Source organism: Rhizobium sp. NPDC092011 (assembly GCF_044756305.1).
Classification (GTDB): domain Bacteria; phylum Pseudomonadota; class Alphaproteobacteria; order Rhizobiales; family Rhizobiaceae; genus Rhizobium.
Window position 1 is genome coordinate 74,088 of record NZ_JBIVSO010000012.1, and the last position, 16,707, is coordinate 90,794.

12 protein-coding genes and 1 pseudogene are annotated in these 16,707 nt (G+C 58.8%); 8 read left to right on the top strand and 5 right to left on the bottom strand.

The features are described 5' to 3' along the window. The first annotated feature begins 45 nt into the window (after nucleotides 1–45). The 4 genes from glyA to folD all read left to right on the top strand — a co-directional run bounded on the left by glyA (nucleotide 46) and on the right by folD (nucleotide 4,576). Complete coding sequence (gene glyA / locus ACIQJ2_RS30655; RefSeq protein ID WP_047627423.1) at nucleotides 46–1,314, top strand: serine hydroxymethyltransferase; 1,269 nt, start codon at nucleotides 46–48, stop codon at nucleotides 1,312–1,314. Nucleotides 1,315–1,378: 64 nt separating this feature from the next. Next, nucleotides 1,379–2,758 (top strand): L-serine ammonia-lyase, encoded by a 1,380-nt coding sequence (locus tag ACIQJ2_RS30660; protein ID WP_047627424.1) that lies wholly within the window; start codon nucleotides 1,379–1,381, stop codon nucleotides 2,756–2,758. Nucleotides 2,759–2,825: 67 nt separating this feature from the next. Beyond that, nucleotides 2,826–3,707 carry a formyltetrahydrofolate deformylase gene (gene purU, locus ACIQJ2_RS30665; RefSeq protein ID WP_047628736.1) on the top strand — a complete coding sequence of 294 codons (882 nt, stop codon included), beginning with the start codon at nucleotides 2,826–2,828 and terminating at the stop codon, nucleotides 3,705–3,707. A 2-nt stretch (nucleotides 3,708–3,709) separates the two neighbouring features. Then, nucleotides 3,710–4,576 carry a bifunctional methylenetetrahydrofolate dehydrogenase/methenyltetrahydrofolate cyclohydrolase FolD gene (gene folD, locus ACIQJ2_RS30670; RefSeq protein WP_047627425.1) on the top strand — a complete coding sequence of 289 codons (867 nt, stop codon included), beginning with the start codon at nucleotides 3,710–3,712 and terminating at the stop codon, nucleotides 4,574–4,576. Nucleotides 4,577–4,744: 168 nt separating this feature from the next. Here folD and ACIQJ2_RS30675 read toward each other — a convergent pair whose 3' ends face one another. Together ACIQJ2_RS30675 and ACIQJ2_RS30680 are read right to left on the bottom strand one after the other, a co-directional pair. Continuing rightward, nucleotides 4,745–5,128 (bottom strand): hypothetical protein, encoded by a 384-nt coding sequence (locus ACIQJ2_RS30675; protein ID WP_047627426.1) that lies wholly within the window; start codon nucleotides 5,126–5,128, stop codon nucleotides 4,745–4,747. Nucleotides 5,129–5,435: 307 nt separating this feature from the next. Then, on the bottom strand, nucleotides 5,436–8,387 hold the full coding sequence (locus tag ACIQJ2_RS30680; protein WP_047627428.1) for an NAD(P)-dependent oxidoreductase: 2,952 nt from the start codon (nucleotides 8,385–8,387) through the stop codon (nucleotides 5,436–5,438). A gap of 376 nt (nucleotides 8,388–8,763) precedes the next feature. Between ACIQJ2_RS30680 and ACIQJ2_RS30685 the strand changes: the two are divergent. Together ACIQJ2_RS30685 and ACIQJ2_RS30690 are read left to right on the top strand one after the other, a co-directional pair. Continuing rightward, nucleotides 8,764–8,916, top strand: a pseudogene (locus tag ACIQJ2_RS30685) (DeoR family transcriptional regulator); the annotation flags it as partial. Between the two features lie 12 nt (nucleotides 8,917–8,928). Continuing rightward, entirely contained in the window at nucleotides 8,929–9,546 is a 618-nt protein-coding gene (locus tag ACIQJ2_RS30690; RefSeq protein ID WP_400674212.1) for a DeoR/GlpR family DNA-binding transcription regulator, read from the top strand. Nucleotides 9,547–9,550: 4 nt separating this feature from the next. Here the strand turns inward: ACIQJ2_RS30690 and ACIQJ2_RS30695 are convergent, their stop codons facing one another. Both ACIQJ2_RS30695 and ACIQJ2_RS30700 read right to left on the bottom strand, forming a co-directional pair. Then, nucleotides 9,551–10,780 (bottom strand): hydantoinase/carbamoylase family amidase, encoded by a 1,230-nt coding sequence (locus ACIQJ2_RS30695; RefSeq protein ID WP_047627432.1) that lies wholly within the window; start codon nucleotides 10,778–10,780, stop codon nucleotides 9,551–9,553. 109 nt (nucleotides 10,781–10,889) lie between these two features. Further along, nucleotides 10,890–13,337 carry an FAD-dependent oxidoreductase gene (locus ACIQJ2_RS30700; RefSeq protein ID WP_047627433.1) on the bottom strand — a complete coding sequence of 816 codons (2,448 nt, stop codon included), beginning with the start codon at nucleotides 13,335–13,337 and terminating at the stop codon, nucleotides 10,890–10,892. 208 nt (nucleotides 13,338–13,545) lie between these two features. Between ACIQJ2_RS30700 and hisN the strand changes: the two genes are divergently transcribed. Next, on the top strand, nucleotides 13,546–14,322 hold the full coding sequence (gene hisN / locus ACIQJ2_RS30705; RefSeq protein WP_047627436.1) for a histidinol-phosphatase: 777 nt from the start codon (nucleotides 13,546–13,548) through the stop codon (nucleotides 14,320–14,322). 52 nt (nucleotides 14,323–14,374) lie between these two features. Here hisN and ACIQJ2_RS30710 read toward each other — a convergent pair whose 3' ends face one another. Then, nucleotides 14,375–15,262 (bottom strand): choline kinase family protein, encoded by an 888-nt coding sequence (locus ACIQJ2_RS30710; protein WP_047627438.1) that lies wholly within the window; start codon nucleotides 15,260–15,262, stop codon nucleotides 14,375–14,377. Nucleotides 15,263–15,531: 269 nt separating this feature from the next. Here ACIQJ2_RS30710 and ACIQJ2_RS30715 point away from each other — a divergent pair, with 269 nt between their 5' ends. Further along, nucleotides 15,532–16,704 (top strand): iron-containing alcohol dehydrogenase, encoded by a 1,173-nt coding sequence (locus ACIQJ2_RS30715; protein WP_047627440.1) that lies wholly within the window; start codon nucleotides 15,532–15,534, stop codon nucleotides 16,702–16,704. Nucleotides 16,705–16,707 lie beyond the last annotated feature (3 nt).

Genomic DNA, 16,707 nt, shown 5'->3' on the forward strand with positions numbered 1-16,707 from the left:
CGTCCGCGCCAGGGAACAACCACAACACGTCCTGAAGGAGACAACATGCTTCAGATACTTCCCAAGTCCGAGATCGGCGACAGCGCCGTTGCGGCTGCAGTCGCACGCGAACTCGACCGCCAGCGTTTTCAGATTGAACTGATTGCGTCGGAGAACATCGTCTCGCCTAACGTCCTCGCCGCACAGGGATCGGTGCTCACCAATAAGTACGCCGAAGGCTATCCCGGCAAGCGCTACTACGGCGGTTGCGAATTCGTAGACGAGGTAGAGACCCTCGCGATCGACCGTGCAAAGGAACTCTTCGGCGCCTCGTTCGTGAACGTCCAGCCTCACTCCGGCGCCCAGGCCAACCAGGCGGTCTTCCTAGCTCTCCTGACACCTGGTGATCGCGTAATGGGGATGTCGCTCGCCCACGGGGGACATCTGACGCACGGCTCGCCCGTAACGATGTCTGGAAAATGGTTCGACATCGTCAGCTACGAGGTTCGTGAAACTGATCAGCAGATCGATTACGAAAGCCTTCGTGCGCGTGCGCTCGAAACCAGGCCCAAGCTGATCGTCGCCGGCGCCTCCGCGTACCCGCGCGCCATCGACTTCGCCGCGTTCCGCACAATTGCGGATGAAGTTGGCGCATACCTGATGGTGGACATGGCGCACTATGCGGGCCTCATCGCTGCCGGTGTCTATCCGGATCCGCTGCCCCACGCGCACATCGTCACGACGACGACGCACAAGACGTTGCGTGGTCCGCGTGGCGGCATGATCCTGACCAATGACGAGGCACTCGCGAAAAAGATCAACTCGGCGGTCTTCCCTGGAAACCAAGGCGGTCCGTTGATGCATGTGATCGCTGCAAAGGCGGTAGCGTTCGGCGAGGCACTGCAGCCGGAGTTCCGTGAATACGCCAAGGACGTCGTCGACAACGCCCGAGCGCTGAGCGAAGTCCTGGTCGCCGGTGGACTCGATATCGTCTCCGGCGGAACGGATTGCCACATGGTACTCGTGGACCTGAGACCGAAGGGCGTGAAGGGCCGTGATGCGGAATACGCGCTTGAGCGGGCCGGGCTCACCTGCAACAAAAACGCCATTCCGTTCGACCCGGAGAAGCCGGCGATCACCTCGGGCGTGAGGCTTGGGACGTCAGCCGGGACGACCCGCGGCTTCAAGGTCGCTGAGTTCAAGAAAGTCGGCGAACTCATCCTTCAGGTCATAGAAGCGCTTGCGACGAAGGGGAGCGAAGGCGACCCGACGGTTGAACAGGCTGTCTTGAAGGAAGTGCAGGTACTCTGTGAACGCTTCCCGATCTACGGTTAGTGGGAAGGTGCGAAACCATGGCCGGATTTGTAGCGCAACCGGCCATGGGTTGGGGCGATAGTCCATGTTTCTAAGCGTTTTCGACGTTTTCAAGATCGGTGTTGGTCCCTCTTCTTCCCACACGATGGGTCCGATGACCGCCGCCGTGCGATTTCTAGCCGCGATCCGCGACCAGAAAGTGCCGTTTGGAACTCGTATTCGCGTGAAGCTTTACGGATCGCTCGCGTTTACCGGCCGTGGACACGCCACCGATCGCGCAGTGGCACTTGGCTTGCTCGGCTTGCTACCCGCCGACCTGGATATCGACGAAGCCGGATTTCTCCTTGAGGACCTTCAGGACGGTAAGACCCTGCGATCGCCCGGTCTTCCGCCGATCACATTTGATCCGGAGACGGATGTGGTATTCGACTACGGCGATCCGCTTCCCGGCCATGCGAACGGGCTCACGTTCGACTTGTGCGGTCGCGCGGGTGAAACGATCTTTTCAGAAACCTACTATTCCATCGGCGGGGGGTTCGTGGTCACCGCGTCCGAAAAGGCGTTAACGACTAAGGAGTCTTTGGCTGCCAGCGACCGCCCCTTTCCCTTCCACTCAGCGGCTTCCATGCTAGCGATGGCAAGCATTGCAGGCATTTCCGTCGCTCAGATGAAACGTGCGAACGAGCTGGTCTCGGCCACAGCCAGGGATCTCGACGACGGGCTCGACCGCCTTTGGCGCGTCATGGATGACTGCATCGAAAGAGGATTGCGCACCAGCGGCGAATTGCCCGGAGGTCTCAAGGTAAAGCGTCGCGCCAGTGCCATTTATCGCCAGTTGTTGAGCGAACGCGGCTCCAACCAGGCTCATCCACACGTGGTAGCGGACTGGCTGAGCGTCTATGCGATGGCGGTTAACGAGGAAAACGCTGGAGGCGGACGAGTGGTGACCGCGCCCACGAACGGCGCGGCCGGCGTCGTGCCAGCCGTGTTGAAATACTTCATTAGCCATTGTGGCGGCGACGATCGCCAAAAGATTCACGAGTTCCTGCTGACTGCGGCGGCCATCGGCGGACTGATCAAGCATAACGCATCGATTTCTGGCGCCGAGGCCGGCTGTCAAGGCGAGGTCGGGTCCGCTGCGGCGATGGCTGCAGCGGGCCTATGCGCCGTGCTGGGCGGCACCCCCGCGCAGGTCGAGAACGCTGCCGAGATAGCTCTTGAACATCATCTCGGCCTCACCTGCGATCCCGTCGCAGGCCTCGTACAGGTTCCTTGCATCGAGCGGAACGGAATGGGCGCGATGAAAGCCGTTTCGGCCGCGTCGCTGGCCCTTCGCGGCGACGGAACGCACTTCATGCCCCTCGACAACTGCATCCGCGCGATGCGGCAGACCGGCGAAGAAATGAATTCCAAGTTCAAGGAAACCAGCCTGGGAGGTTTGGCGGTAAACCTTCCCGAGTGCTGACATCTACTACAGGGGCCGAGCAAACGGCCGCTGTCGCGCTAAAAAAACCAATATGGAGGTGAACGAAATGACAAACTACGTGCTAAACGTCACGAGCGACGCTAACGTTGGCATCATATCGAAGATTACGGCCATCCTAGCCGGCGCGAACAGCGAAATCATCGATACATCGCAGTTCGTCGACCGCGAATGCGACAAGTCTTTCATGCGGGTGAGCTTCACGTCGACGACCGGCGCGGACGAGAAGATCGTCAGCGATTTGGCGGCGCTCGCGTCCGAAGGAGACATGTCGTACGAACTCCACGACGCCGGTCGGCGCACGAAGGTGCTCCTGATGGTCTCTCGGTTCGGCCACTGCCTGAACGACTTGCTTTATCGCTGGAAGATTGGCGCCCTTCCGATCGACATCGTAGGCGTGGTGTCGAACCATTTCGACTACCAGAAGGTGGTCGTGAACCACGACATACCTTTCTATCATGTCGTAGTGACGAAGGAGAACAAGCCTCGTGCCGAGGCTAGTCTCATGGAAATCGTGGAGACTTCCGGTGCGGAGCTGATTGTGCTCGCCCGATACATGCAGGTGCTGTCCGACGAGGTGTGCAAGAAGATGTCAGGCCGCATCATCAACATCCACCATTCCTTCCTTCCGTCCTTCAAGGGTGCCAATCCCTACAAGCAAGCCTTCGAGCGCGGCGTCAAGCTGATCGGCGCGACTGCCCACTATGTCACAGAACACCTCGACGAAGGACCGATCATCGAGCAGGATGTTGCGCGTATCACCCACGCCCAGTCCTCCGCCGACTACGTTTCCATCGGTCGCGACGTCGAAAGCCAGGTCCTTGCACGCGCGATCCACGCGCATATTCATCACCGCGTTTTCATGAACGGCAACAAGACGATCGTCTTCCCTGCAAGCCCAGGCTCTTACGTGTCTGAAAGGATGGGTTGAACATGGCGACGATCATTGACGGGAAGGCCGCCGCTGCAATCGTCGTCGAGGAAGTCAAGCGATTGAGCGCCGGTCTTGTAGCAACTGGTAGGAAACCAGGTCTCGCGGTCGTTATCGTCGGGGACGACCCGGCGAGCCACGCATATGTGGCCGCCAAATCCCGTATGGCCAAGGAATGTGGATTTCATTCGGTTCAGGCCACATTGCCCGCCGAAACGTCACAGGAAGAACTCGCCCAACTCGTCGCGCGATTGAACGGCGACCCCTCGATCGACGGCATTTTGGTCCAGTTGCCGCTTCCGCGCCACCTGAAGTCCGACCCCATCATTCAATCCATCGATCCGTCCAAGGACGTGGATGGCCTCAACGTCGTCAACGCGGGAAAGATCGCGACGGGCGATCTCGACACCGGACTGGTCCCGTGCACTCCTGCCGGAGCCATGGCGTTGGTCAGGCAGATGCACGGACCCGACTTATCAGGCCTTCAGGCCGTGGTCATCGGTCGGTCGAACCTGTTCGGAAAACCGATGGCAACGCTTCTCCTGGCTTCCAACGCCACAGTGACCACTGCACACTCCCGCACGAAGGACATCGCATCGCTCACTCGCAACGCGGATATCGTTGTCGCCGCCGTAGGCTCGACTCGAATGGTTAAAGCGGAGTGGATCAAGCCGGGTGCAACGATCATCGACGTGGGGATCAATCGCATCGTGGAAGCGGATGGGAAGAACCGGATGACTGGAGACGTCGACTTCGAAGATTGCTCCAAGGTCGCCGGAGCGATTACGCCAGTCCCCGGCGGCGTTGGACCCATGACAATAGCGATGCTTATGGCAAATACGGTGAGGGCGGCGTCTCTTCGACGTTAGCTCAAGTTCCACCTCCGGGAGCACTATTAGGTCCGATGGCAGCCGGTAGTGAGAGAAAGTGACCTAACCGGGCATCGATCGACTGTGGTTGAAGCTCCTTTTCCAGCCAGTCACTGATCTCTTCCACCCGTTCGACAAGCTGCACGTGCCTGGCGTCGTCCTCCGCCGTCAGGCCCTTGCTAGCATGTTTTCGTTTAGGCGATCTACCCTGCCCTGCGCCCTCAGACCTTCGAACGAACGGTTTGCTATTTCGCTCAGCCACTCGCGTACCGCTTCGTCGAAGATCCATTTCGCCGCCTGTACCGTCCTGATCACGTCACGATGGGTTACCGTGGTGACCGTGCCGTCGCTGATGATTTTGAATCCGATCGCGTCGAGCAGGCCGTAAATCGCGACCCGCTTGTCAAACAAGGCGAACTGGTAGTTCGCGCCTGCTGAATGTCTGGCGATCTCATTCTGCAGTTGCATTGCCTGCATCTGTCGTTCGAGAAACAGAACCTGCTCGTGCGCGGCATCTGCCTGGCGCGCCGCCGCTCCCACCTGTTCGCTCATCACCCTGCGGGAATGCTGAAGCTCCTGGCCTTGGATCATCGTCGGGAAAAAAGCCAAAGAAACGCTAGCGGCGCGAAAACCCCCGCGAGCATGTCTCCCAGCTCGTTGAGGCAAAGTGCTAACGCATAGAGGCCCGACAGGATCACGCCTGTCGGGCCCCAGCGGCTACTCTTGATTTGTTTGCTTATCGCAGTGGGATTGGCGGTTCGGGTCACGACAGCGTCTCAATGTGTACTGAACACCGTAGCTGACCCGTCTCGAACTTGAAAGCAAGCCGGCCCCCCATTTTGGGGAGCCGCAATGCCATCTATGCCGATGGCGCGAGAAGGCCCGCGGCGCGAAGGAGATTGTTCTGGCGCATAGCGGTCTGAGTTAACAATCCGACGTAGCGCTGAACGATTGCAGTGGTGGCATGCTCACCCGACACGGCGTCGAGCGCGCCTATGATGGAACTGATGCGTTCGGAAACTTCGCGAAGCTCTCCGATAAGACCATCATGTTGCGCGACCGAAAGAAGGTCCTCTCCGGAAACGGTACCAACTCCGTTGGGCTTTTGGGTGCCTCCACAGACATATCCTGCGGGAAGATCCCCCTTGCGGTTGACCACCGTCTTGCGGTGCAGGAGAGCGAGAATTTGATCGACCGCCTGCTTGGCGCCTGCCACTCTGGTCGGGTGATCGGTGTCGGCGGCAGCGTGTGGAAGTAGCTCCAGCTTGGATCCATGCTTCTCGAGGAGCGGCAGGTATGGCTTGAGCGGTCCTGTTGGGCCGGCGTCTCCCTGGAAGATATCGGCGTCTATCGCCGCATGCCGAACCTTTCCGACCGACAGCGCTTGTTCGAGGGCGACGACATCCACAAGTTCGCCGCGATCGTAGTTGATGAGCACGGCTCGGTCATTGAGCGCGTTCAGGACTTTGGCATCGACTACGTCGAAGTTGGAGAACCGGCCAGTGACCTCGTCCTTGCGCCCCAGACCAAGATGTACCGACAACACGTCAGCGCCTTTCGCCGCTTCGATCACGGTCTCTGCAAATTCATATCCTTCTGCCACGACATTGGCCCTATGGGTCGACCGAGCATAAACGACGACGTTCATGTGGAACGCCTTCGCGAGCTTGGCGAATTCCCGGCCAATGTTACCATAGCCGAGAATGGCGACGCGTTTGCCTTCGAGCTTCTCGGTGGGATATTCGGCGAGGTTTTTTCCGGTATCGAAGTCGCCCGAAGAGACCCGCGCGTGCAGTTCGTCCACTGGAAGGTCTGGCATTACCTTCAATAGGGCCTTCATTGCCATCTGAGCGGTGGCGCGGCTGTTGATGCCCGGCGTGTTCATGAGGGCTGCCTCGCCGCCGTCGCCGTTCGGGCCACCCCACGAATTCGAAGCCATGTTCCCTGTACCGGCGCCGATGCGGACGCCACCCAGGCGAAATTTCGACTCCGCGGGAATGAAAGTCGCTGCGGCGACCACCGCATCATAGCGGCCATCGGCAGTCTGCGCCAGAATTTCGTCGGCAGTGCTAAGGTGCGGCTGATAGAAGAAATGCGTCTTTCCGCTTTCGAGCTCCGTCCCCTCGTCGAGCGGACCGGCATGGAGCTGGCCGCCCTTTTCCGCGATATAAGCCGCGGCCTCGCTATAGTCCTGTGTTCCATCTGGCCGCAGGCGCAATCCGACCGGATCAACGACGAGAACGGTGTACGTTTCTCCAGTGCTGTCCTCGGAGGCTCCCGCGTTGCTGGTTGCGAAATTGACGCCCTTCGCATGAAGTTCCTCCTCGAGGACGACGATCTTCGCGCGAAGATAGGCGTAGCTGAGGTTTTCCAGCAGCGCGACGACGTCGGACGGCTCGCGAATGCCGCCGACCCACGCCCGGTAATCCCCTGGCGTTCCAGGAAACGCATTGACGTAACGCGCTGCGTCTAGGCCCTTTTCGTACTCGCCATTTGGATGAGTTAGTCCTTCATAGCCGAGTAGCTGCTTGGACTTTGCAATGATCCTCGCGTGCATCGCCGGATCGGTTACGCCAGCGTCGTTTACCTTCAGCAAGGTCACTGCAGCGCCGCGGCGATCCTTGTCGGGAACCACAAGCGACAGAAGGCTGTTATTTTCCACCCAACGATCAACGACATCCCGGTTTTCCGCCGAGCGCCGATTGAGCTCGGCGACCGGTCCAATCGCCGCCTCCATCTGAAGCAGATTGAATGTCGTTTCCGCGAACGCGAGCGTGCTGAATGTGTTGATGACACCCCCTAGCATCTTGTCCTCGGTCGCGTCGTAGAAAGGGCCCACATCGACAGAGCGCTTGGCGCTCAATGGTTGCTTGGCGTCGATTGGCGGAGCGATCTTGAGCTGGCGGGGAATTGCCCAGGACGGGTTTTGCTGGTTCTGCTCGATAAGGCTCAAAGCCGACGGAGTGAACGAGTTCACGAAGTAGCCGGAGATTCCGCCGATGGCTTTCTGGAAGGGCATGAACAGGCAGCATTTCGCGACCGCGGCGCGCACTAGACTGTGGCCCCACGGCATCGCACCGAGCATCGACGTCGCGTCGAAGACCGCATGCCGGTTTTGCGGGTCGCCATCGAGCCACTTGAGAAGCTCGACGATTTCCTCGGTCTTGTAGGCGTTCGCTCCAGTCGTTTCGTGACCAACTCCGATGAAGATGGATATACCGAGCTGTTCGAGTTCGTTTGCGGTTGGGATCGCGCCCTCGGTCGTAGCAAAATGCAGACGGGTTTCGTCGCCGGCTTTGGCGAACCGATGCATCTCGATAACCTGCGTTGCCCAAGACTGGCGGAAAAAGCCCGCACCACCAGCGAGATCACTTTCTGGACGCGGGGTGTCCATGTAGACCCGCTGGTTCGGGTCGTTGGCGTTCAGAAGGTGCTGCACGGACACGGTGAAGCCGCTATGGCCGCCGCCAAGACCAACCGCGAGCCGATTTTGCTTGGGGAACTCAAAATACCGATGGATGGTGCGCATCATGTCGACCAGCACCTTGTCGGCCGGGTAGCCGCGATGCATGCTCCGGCTCATCTCCGAGGTGGTAAAGCCGCCGATCTCGTGCCCCATGTCGTCGAACTTGCGGTAGTTCGCCTCGAGCCAATGATCAAATTCAAGCCTACGCAGACGCGCGTCGAGCTCGTCCGTCGTCGCGTCTGTGATCGGCCCGACGCCGAAAAACGGATTGGAAGGCGCGGCCGGAGCGCCATTCTCGGTCAGGGCGATCGCTTGAAGCCTCTGCGTTTTCAATTCTTCGGTCATTAGCCTGATCCAATCTGTTCAATTCGGGGCAATCCTAACGTCAGGTCAGGGTCAATCGCAGTCATATCTGCGACATCTTGTTGCCACCACATGCCGATTTTTGTGGTTATTTGTTGCGAATAAGACTATCTTTGGCTGAATTGCCCACATTATCTCAGTTGAATACATACCCAAAATCCAACATTTCCCACAGCCCTTAAGGCCGCCTTGAGGGGGCATTCATCAGGCTGATACTAATAAATGCTCAAAATGCGTGACTTTTGTGCAATAGCGAACAAAATGTGGGATTCGGATCCTTGCAATCCCACAAAGAACCATGAAATATCGACTCAAGCGATTGTGGTTTTCACGGTCCGACCTTCAAAGGGACATAGTAATGTCATTCAAACGACAGACGGATATCTTGCAGGCCGTACGCGATGTCGGGAGCTACAGCATTTCGGAGCTCGCAGACAAGCTTCACGTATCGACCGAGACCATTCGGCGCAATATCAAGCCGCTGATCGACAGTGGAAGCCTCATTAGGTTTCATGGTGGCATCATGGACCCCGATCACGTCGACGAACCGCCATTCCAGCGTCGAATGCAAGTCAACAAGGACGCGAAGCGTAGCGTCGCAGGAATGATCGCCGAAGTCGTTAAGGATGGCGACAGCCTCATCCTCGACAACGGAACCACCACCACCTACGTCGCCGAAGCCCTGTCTCATCATTCCAACCTGACCGTCGTTACCAACTCTGCGGAGATTGCCTGCCGCCTTGCTTCGCGTAACGGAAACAGGGTGTTTATCACGGGCGGAGAACTGAGCGGCGACGACGCTTCAGCCTTTGGACCGTCAACGATCGAGTTCGTCCAGCAGTTCGAGGTCCGTTACGCGTTCATTTCCGTCGGGGGCATCAATAATCGCGGGGAACTCGTAGATTTTCATTTATTCGAGGCTGAATTCAGCCGTGCAGCGATGAAACAGGCACAGGAGACCTGGGTTATCGCGGACCACAGCAAGTTCGGCAGGGCCGCTCCCGTCAAGGTATGTGAGCTTTCTGTCGTCGATACGATCGTATGCGACGACTTGCCTCCTGTTGAGTTTCAACGAAAGTGCCGCGAGGCGGAGGTGCGTCTGCTCACCGCCGCAGACCACCTCACCGAAAAGGCAAGCTGACCATTCATGCCACGAAGCCCCTCAGGGTCTGATAGAAAACCTTGAGCCCTGCCCTCACGGATTCGGGGCTGGCGTCTTCGGCCTCGTTGTGACTTAAGCCGTCGCGCGTCTGCACGAAGAGAAGTGTCGAGGGCACGCTGTGCTGGAGGGCAAGCGCGTCATGACCGGCTACGGTCTTCATAACAGGAAGACGCATCCCCAGATCGGCGGCGGCACTCTTTGCGAACTTAACACCATCCGGGCACAGGCCAACTGGTGGGCGGAGATTGTCGCCTGCCACTTTCAATTCTACACCAAGCGGCAAACACAACTCGGATGCTGCAGCAATGAAACGGTCGCCCAAATCGTTGCAGGCCGGCGCCTCTCTCATTCGGATCTCGAACGTGACGGCCGCCAACGATGGAATGACGTTGGGTGAGTTTGGGAAGACCCGAATTGAGGCGGCGGAAGAATGTATTTCACTTTCGCCGCCGCACAGCTCATGAAACTCGGTGATGCATCGCGCGGCCGCCCTGAGAGCGTCGCGGCGCCGACGGTTTGGGGTCGGTCCAGTATGGGCGGCTTCGCCGATGAACTCCAGGGTAGTCTTCCTTGCGGCCCAAGCACCGTCGACAACCGCGACAAGCCTGCCCGCCCGTTCGAGAACGTCGCCCTGTTCGATATGAAGTTCGAGTGCTCGGACTGGTCTGAGCGACATCCGGCCCCGTCCGAGATATCCAATTCGATCCAACGCCTCTGCTACGGAACATCCGGCGTCGTCGCGGATCCTCAATGCATCGATCATCGTTATCTTGCCGGCAAAGACCGAACTTCCTAGTAAGCTGGGCTGAAATCTTGCACCCTCTTCGTTGGTCCAATTCGCGACCGCGATATTGTGCCGGAAGGATATGCCGTGAGCGTTGCGAAGCAGCGCTCGGACCGCGGTCATCGCCGCCGCGACACCATAGGTTCCATCGAAGCGACCGCCCGTGACCTGGCTGTCGAGATGCGACCCGGCGAGAACGACGGTCTCCGCTCCCGGCGCGGTTTTGACGATGCCCAGCATGTTGCCAATCCCGTCGATGATCGGTTCCACCCCCAGGTCGACCCTGAACCTCGCGGCCAGGAAATCCCTGGCCTCACGGTCGGCATCAGATCCCGCCAATCGACAGACGCCGCCGCGAGGGGTCGAGCCGAACTCTGCGAAATCAGCCATGAGAGATTGGAAGTAAGCAAAGTCGTCGTCTTGCAGCATATGGTGAATAGGCCTGTGAAAAGACCACCGGTGTCGCGGCCAGACACCGGTGGTCGCCTCGCGCCACCTGCAGGGGGCAGGTCCCGCTGGCAATGGTGAGAAGACGGAATTACACCTTGATGCGTTCCATGCGCGGATCGAAGAGCGGTTCCAGATGGACCGAGCATTTCACCCGTTCCCCCGCCACCTCGAGCTCGTAGGAACCCGTTTTCACAAACTCTTCGTCGAGACCCGTCTGCGGCTGGCGGACATAACCCATGCCGATCGACTTTCCGATCGTGTGCCCAAAGCCGCCGCTGCTCAGCCAGCCGACACGCTCACCATTACGGTAGACCGTCTCGCGGCCAAGCAAGATGACCTTGGGATCGTCGACGGTGAAGGTTGCCAGGATACGCTTGAGCTTGCCGTCACGCTGCTTTTCGAGCGCCTCGCGTCCAAGAAACGGAGTGTTCTTCTTCAGCTTCACGGCCCAGCCGAGACCCGCCTCGAGAGGCGTGTAGTCCGGACCGATGTCCGACCCCCAAGCGCGATAGCCCTTTTCGAGACGCATGCTCTCGATTGAGCGATAGCCGCCGTTGATGATGTTGAATTCGGCGCCGGCTTGCATGATCGCGTCGTAGACCGTCGCCCCGAATTCGACCGGGAAGTGAAACTCCCAACCCAGTTCGCCGACGTAGGTGACGCGAAGCGCCATCAGCGGAGCACCCGCCACATGGATCGTTCGGACCTTGCCGAAGGGGAAGCCGGCATGCGAAACGTCATCCTCCGTCAGCTTCTCGATGACCTTACGGGCGTTCGGCCCCATTAGGCTGAGAACGGCGTAGCCAGACGTCACGTCGATCAGGTTCGCGTCCAAGCCCTTTGGAATATGACGACGGATCCAGTCGAAGTCGTGGGTCGCGAAGCCGGTGCCGGTGACGATGTAGAATTGGTTCTCGGCAATGCGCCCGATAGTCAGGTCGCACTCGATGCCACCCTTGCTGTTGAGCATCTGGGTGTAGATCAAGCTGCCGACCGGCTTGGCGACGTCGTTGGCGCAGATCCAGGAGAGCGCCTCCTCGGCGTCCTTGCCGACCATGAGAAACTTCGAGAACGAGCTCTGATCGAAGACGGCGACGGATTCGCGGGTCGCCCTGTGCTCGCGGCCCACCGCGCCGAACCAGTTCGGACGCTGGAACGTGTGCTGGTCGACTGGCTCTTCACCCTCTTGCGCGAACCAGTTCGGGCGCTCCCAGCCGAGCTTCTCTCCGAAGCAAGCGCCCTGCGACTTGAGGCGATCGTAGAGAGGAGAGCGGCGAGCTGGACGCCCGCTTTTGTGCTCTTCGTTCGGCCAGGCGATCGTGTAGTGCTTGCCGTAGGCTTCGAGCGTTCTCTCGCGAACCCAGCCAATATCCTGGGCATTGCGGCCGAACCGGCGAATATCGACCGGCCACAAGTCGTAAGGAGGCTCGCCGCCGGCGACCCAATCCGCAAGCACCTTCCCCGCTCCACCGCCGGAGGCGATGCCGAAAGCGTTAAAGCCTGCGCCAACGAAGAATCCATCCACCTCGGGCGCCTCGCCCAGGATGAAGTTGCCGTCCGGAGTGAAGCTTTCGGGCCCGTTGATAAGCTGCTTGACGCCTGCCGTCTCGAGCGCCGGAACGCGTCCGAGCGCGAGCTCCATGAGCTGCTCGAAATGGCCAAAGTTGGACTCAAGAAGCTGGAACTCGAAGTTGCGCGGCAGCCCCTTGACGGCCCACGGGATCGGATTGGGCTCGTAACCGCCCATGACAAGCCCGCCGACCTCCTCCTTGTAGTAGGTAAGGCGATCGGGGTCGCGTAGCGTCGGGAGATTTGATGCGACCCCTTCAATGCGCTCTGTAACCATGTACTGATGCTCGACCGACACCAGAGGAACATTAACGCCTGCGAGTTTGCCAACCTCGCGCGCCCACTGGCCGGCGCAGTTGATTACATACTCGCACTCGATCCGGCCGCGGTTCGTAACGACCGCCTTCACCCGCCCCTTTTCCACAACGATCTCAGTCACGTCGGTGTCTTCGATGATCCGGGCGCCGTTGCTGCGCGCGCCCTTGGCGAGCGACTGGGTGATATCAGATGGGCTTGCCTGACCGTCGGTCGGCAGGAACGCTGCGCCGATGACGTCGGAGATGTCCATCAGAGGCCAAAGGTCCTGCGCTTCCTTCGGGGTGAGCAGATGCATTTCCAGGCCGAACGACCGCGCGGTGGTTGCCTGACGTTTTACTTCCGTCCAGCGCTCTTCATTACATGCAAGGCGTAGGCCACCGTTCATTTTCCAGCCGGTCGCCAGTCCGGTCTCGGCTTCCAGGGTCTTGTAAAGCTTGACGGACTCGCCAAGCAACTGCGTGATGTTGGCGCTCGAGCGAAGCTGGCCAACCAGACCTGCCGCATGCCACGTGCTGCCCGATGTCAGCTTCTTGCGCTCCAGGAGCACCACGTCAGTCCAGCCAAGCTTGGCCAGATGATACGCCGTCGACGTGCCGATGATACCGCCGCCAATGATGACGGCTCTGGCCTGCGTTGGAAAATTCGTCATTTGGGTTCCCCCGTCTCTCGCGCGTTGCGCATATGGCTTTCTTGTACGGATGCAGCGCTAAGTCGTGCAACATCTTGTGGAGATTGGTGCCCCGTTACGGTTGGAAAGTCAACATGTATCCACATTTTTTGAGCGACAATTGTGCATATACGTGGTTTATGTAGGCAAACCTTTGTACAAACCCACAATAAGCACAATGGAGACGGCAATGCTTTCAAACGGAATGGAAGACTATTCGGAATTCGCGGAGGAATTGGCGGATCTCGCCCGTTCGCTGGCACTTCAGCACTTCAGGAAGACGGTGAAGTTCGAACGCAAGGAGGATGAAAGCCCAGTGACTATCGCGGACAAGGCGATCGAGCGCGCCATGAGGGAAGCAATCGAGCGGCGCTATCCAACGCATGGCGTTTTTGGCGAAGAAACTGGCAAAACGGAAGGCGGCAAGGAGCTGTGGGTTTTGGATCCGATAGACGGCACCAAGAGCTTCCTGACGGGAATGCCGTTATTCGGCGCACTTATCGCGCTTCTGCAAAATGGAGAGCCATCGGTCGGTGTAATCGAAATGCCAGCGCTGGGCGAACGGTGGGTCGGCAAAAAGGGCGGGACAACGCTCAACGGCGATCCAGCAGTCGTAAGCAACTGCAAGGTTCTGGCGGATGCCAGAGTCTACACCTCATCGCCTGATTTCTTCCCTTCGGCGGAAGATTGGGAGCGGTACGATCGAATGAGCCGGTTGGCTGCTATCCGGCGCTTTGGCGGGGATTGCTACCAGTACGCTCTGCTGGCGTCCGGATTCTGCGACCTGGTGGTCGAGGCGTCGCTCATGCCATACGACTTTCTCGCCTTGGTTCCGGTAATTGAAAACGCGGGCGGCCGCATTACCGATTGGGATGGCAAGCCTCTTACAGTTGATTCCGGAGAACACGTGGTCGCGGCAGCAAGTCCCTGGCTGCACGATGAAGCGCTCAAGGCGCTAGCGCGCTAACAAAAAAGCGCTCGCGGGATTACCCGCGAGCGCCGCCATCCGACTTCTCTACCTAAGCCGAAAGTCTCGCCATCGCTTTTTCAAGGCGCTGTAGGTAGTCCTCGGTATAGGTTTCGTAGTCGAACGATATTTCGGAGTGATGCTCCGAGATCGCGCTCCACAGCGCCTCACGGAGCAACGACGCGCACTTCATGGCATGAAGCGCCCTCACCCGCGCCCCGTCCGGCTTCTCGCCATAGTATGTTTCAAGCATGAGCACGTCCTGCGACGCATCGAATTCGTTGTTCGAGGACAAGTTGGCGAGATCGAAGAGTGGGGTGTTCAATCCCGCATAGTCCCAGTCAAGGACCCAAAGCCGCTTCCCGTCGTCGATGAAGTTCGCCGCAAGCAGGTCGTTGTGGCTAAACACAATGTCGACAGGCCCGACTGACGACTCGAGCATTCGGCAGTGAGCAGCAAGCTTCTCGAGTCGTGGCACCAGTCGGCTGCCTTCCCGTCTAAGGCGCGCAATGTAGGACCGCACGACCTGGAAAACCCAGAATGCCAGAACCGGACCGGTGTAATGGTCGCCGATGCCCGTGTGGTACTGTTTTATCAGTCCGACGATACGCTCGATCCGCCCGCTGTTGCGGACATCCGAAGGAGTGAGAGTCGCTCCTGTAACGAAGCGGCTCACCATCATGCCCGGCACGGCGTGCACGACTTCCGGCGAGACACCAGCATGATAGGCAGCGGTCGCCGCCGCCGCCTCGTTGAATCGCATCACTCCATGCACCGGAATGTCGTCGCCGAACCTGACAACGTAGGTGTCGGGGCCGTCCACCACGCGATAGTTCCTATTGGTAAGCCCTCCCGCAAGGGGGCTGACGTCGATGTTGCCATTCCATATTTTCAGGGATTCAATTCGTTCGACTGCTCCCTGCAGGTCGTCCTTGGCCATGTTTTCAGTTCCCAGATTCTTATTTGCCGATCCGATGACGGGCAAACTTGTTACACCAAGAACGACTAAAAGCAACAATATCCAACGATAATTGATCACTTTCCGTGGTTTTGTGTTGACAGACGAGGCTTTCGAAACGTAAATCCACATCAAGAAAGCGGTGGGAACGGAATGCTCGGCGGCTTTAAACCGCCTGCAACGCGCAGATTTTCGTCACCGCTGCTTCGCCTCTCAAAGTCGTTCTTCTTGCGAACCCGAAAGATGGAAAAATGAGCGAGCCTACAAACCTCCGTGGCAACTGGAATTACCCAACCTCGATCCGGTTCGGCGCCGGCCGCATCAGCGAACTCGCCGAGACATGCCGCTCGTTGGGGATGTCGAATCCTCTTTTCATCACCGATGCCGGCCTTGCAAAGCTTCCGGTCGTCACCGACACGTTGGCCCTTCTCGCTCGTGACGGACTTCCATGCGGTCTATTTTCAGAGATTCAGGCAAACCCAGTCGGCAAGAACGTGGAAGACGGCGTCTCGATCTACAAGAAGGGCGGCCATGACGGCGTGATCGCCTTCGGAGGAGGCAGCGGCCTGGATGCGGCGAAGGCAATCGCACTTATGGTCGGCCAGACGCGACCGCTGTTCGACTTTGAAGATCGTGAGGATTGGTTCACTCGTGTCGATCCCGAGGGTATGGCGCCAGTGGTGGCTGTTCCAACAACGTCCGGGACAGGCTCGGAGGTCGGTCGTGCGTCGGTAATCACCGACGAAAGCGATCACACGAAGAAGATTATCTTCCATCCCAAGATGATGCCTGCCGTCGTCATCGCAGATCCCGGCCTAACGGTCGATCTTCCTCCCAAGATTACGGCGGCGGTGGGAATGGATGCGCTTTCGCATAGCCTGGAAGCATATTGCAGCCCCTTCTACCACCCTATGGCTCAGGGTATTGCTCTCGAATCCATCCGCCTGGTGAAAAACTACCTTCCGACAGCGGTGCAAGACGGCAAGAATATTGAGGCGCGTTCGCAAATGATGGTCGCCTCCAGCATGGGGGCCACGGCCTTCCAGAAGGGGCTTGGCGCCATGCATTCGCTGTCGCATCCATGCGGCGCGCTTCTCAACACTCATCACGGCCTGACGATCGCAATCGTCATGCCTTACGTGCTGAAGTTCAACCGCTCGGCGGTTGAGGATCGCATCGTCGCTCTGGCCCGTTATTTGAATCTCCCCAATCCCTCGTTCGACGCGGTCCTCAATTGGATACTCTCGCTCCGCGAGCAGATCGGCATCCCTCATACTCTCGATGCTGTGGGCGTGAAGGAAGAACACATCGCCGAACTTGCGAAGATGGCAGAAAACGACCCGTCTTGCGGCGGAAATCCGATAGCCGTGAACGCAGAAAATCTGGGCAAGCTTTACAAGGATGCTCTGGCGGGTCGCCTGTAGAGC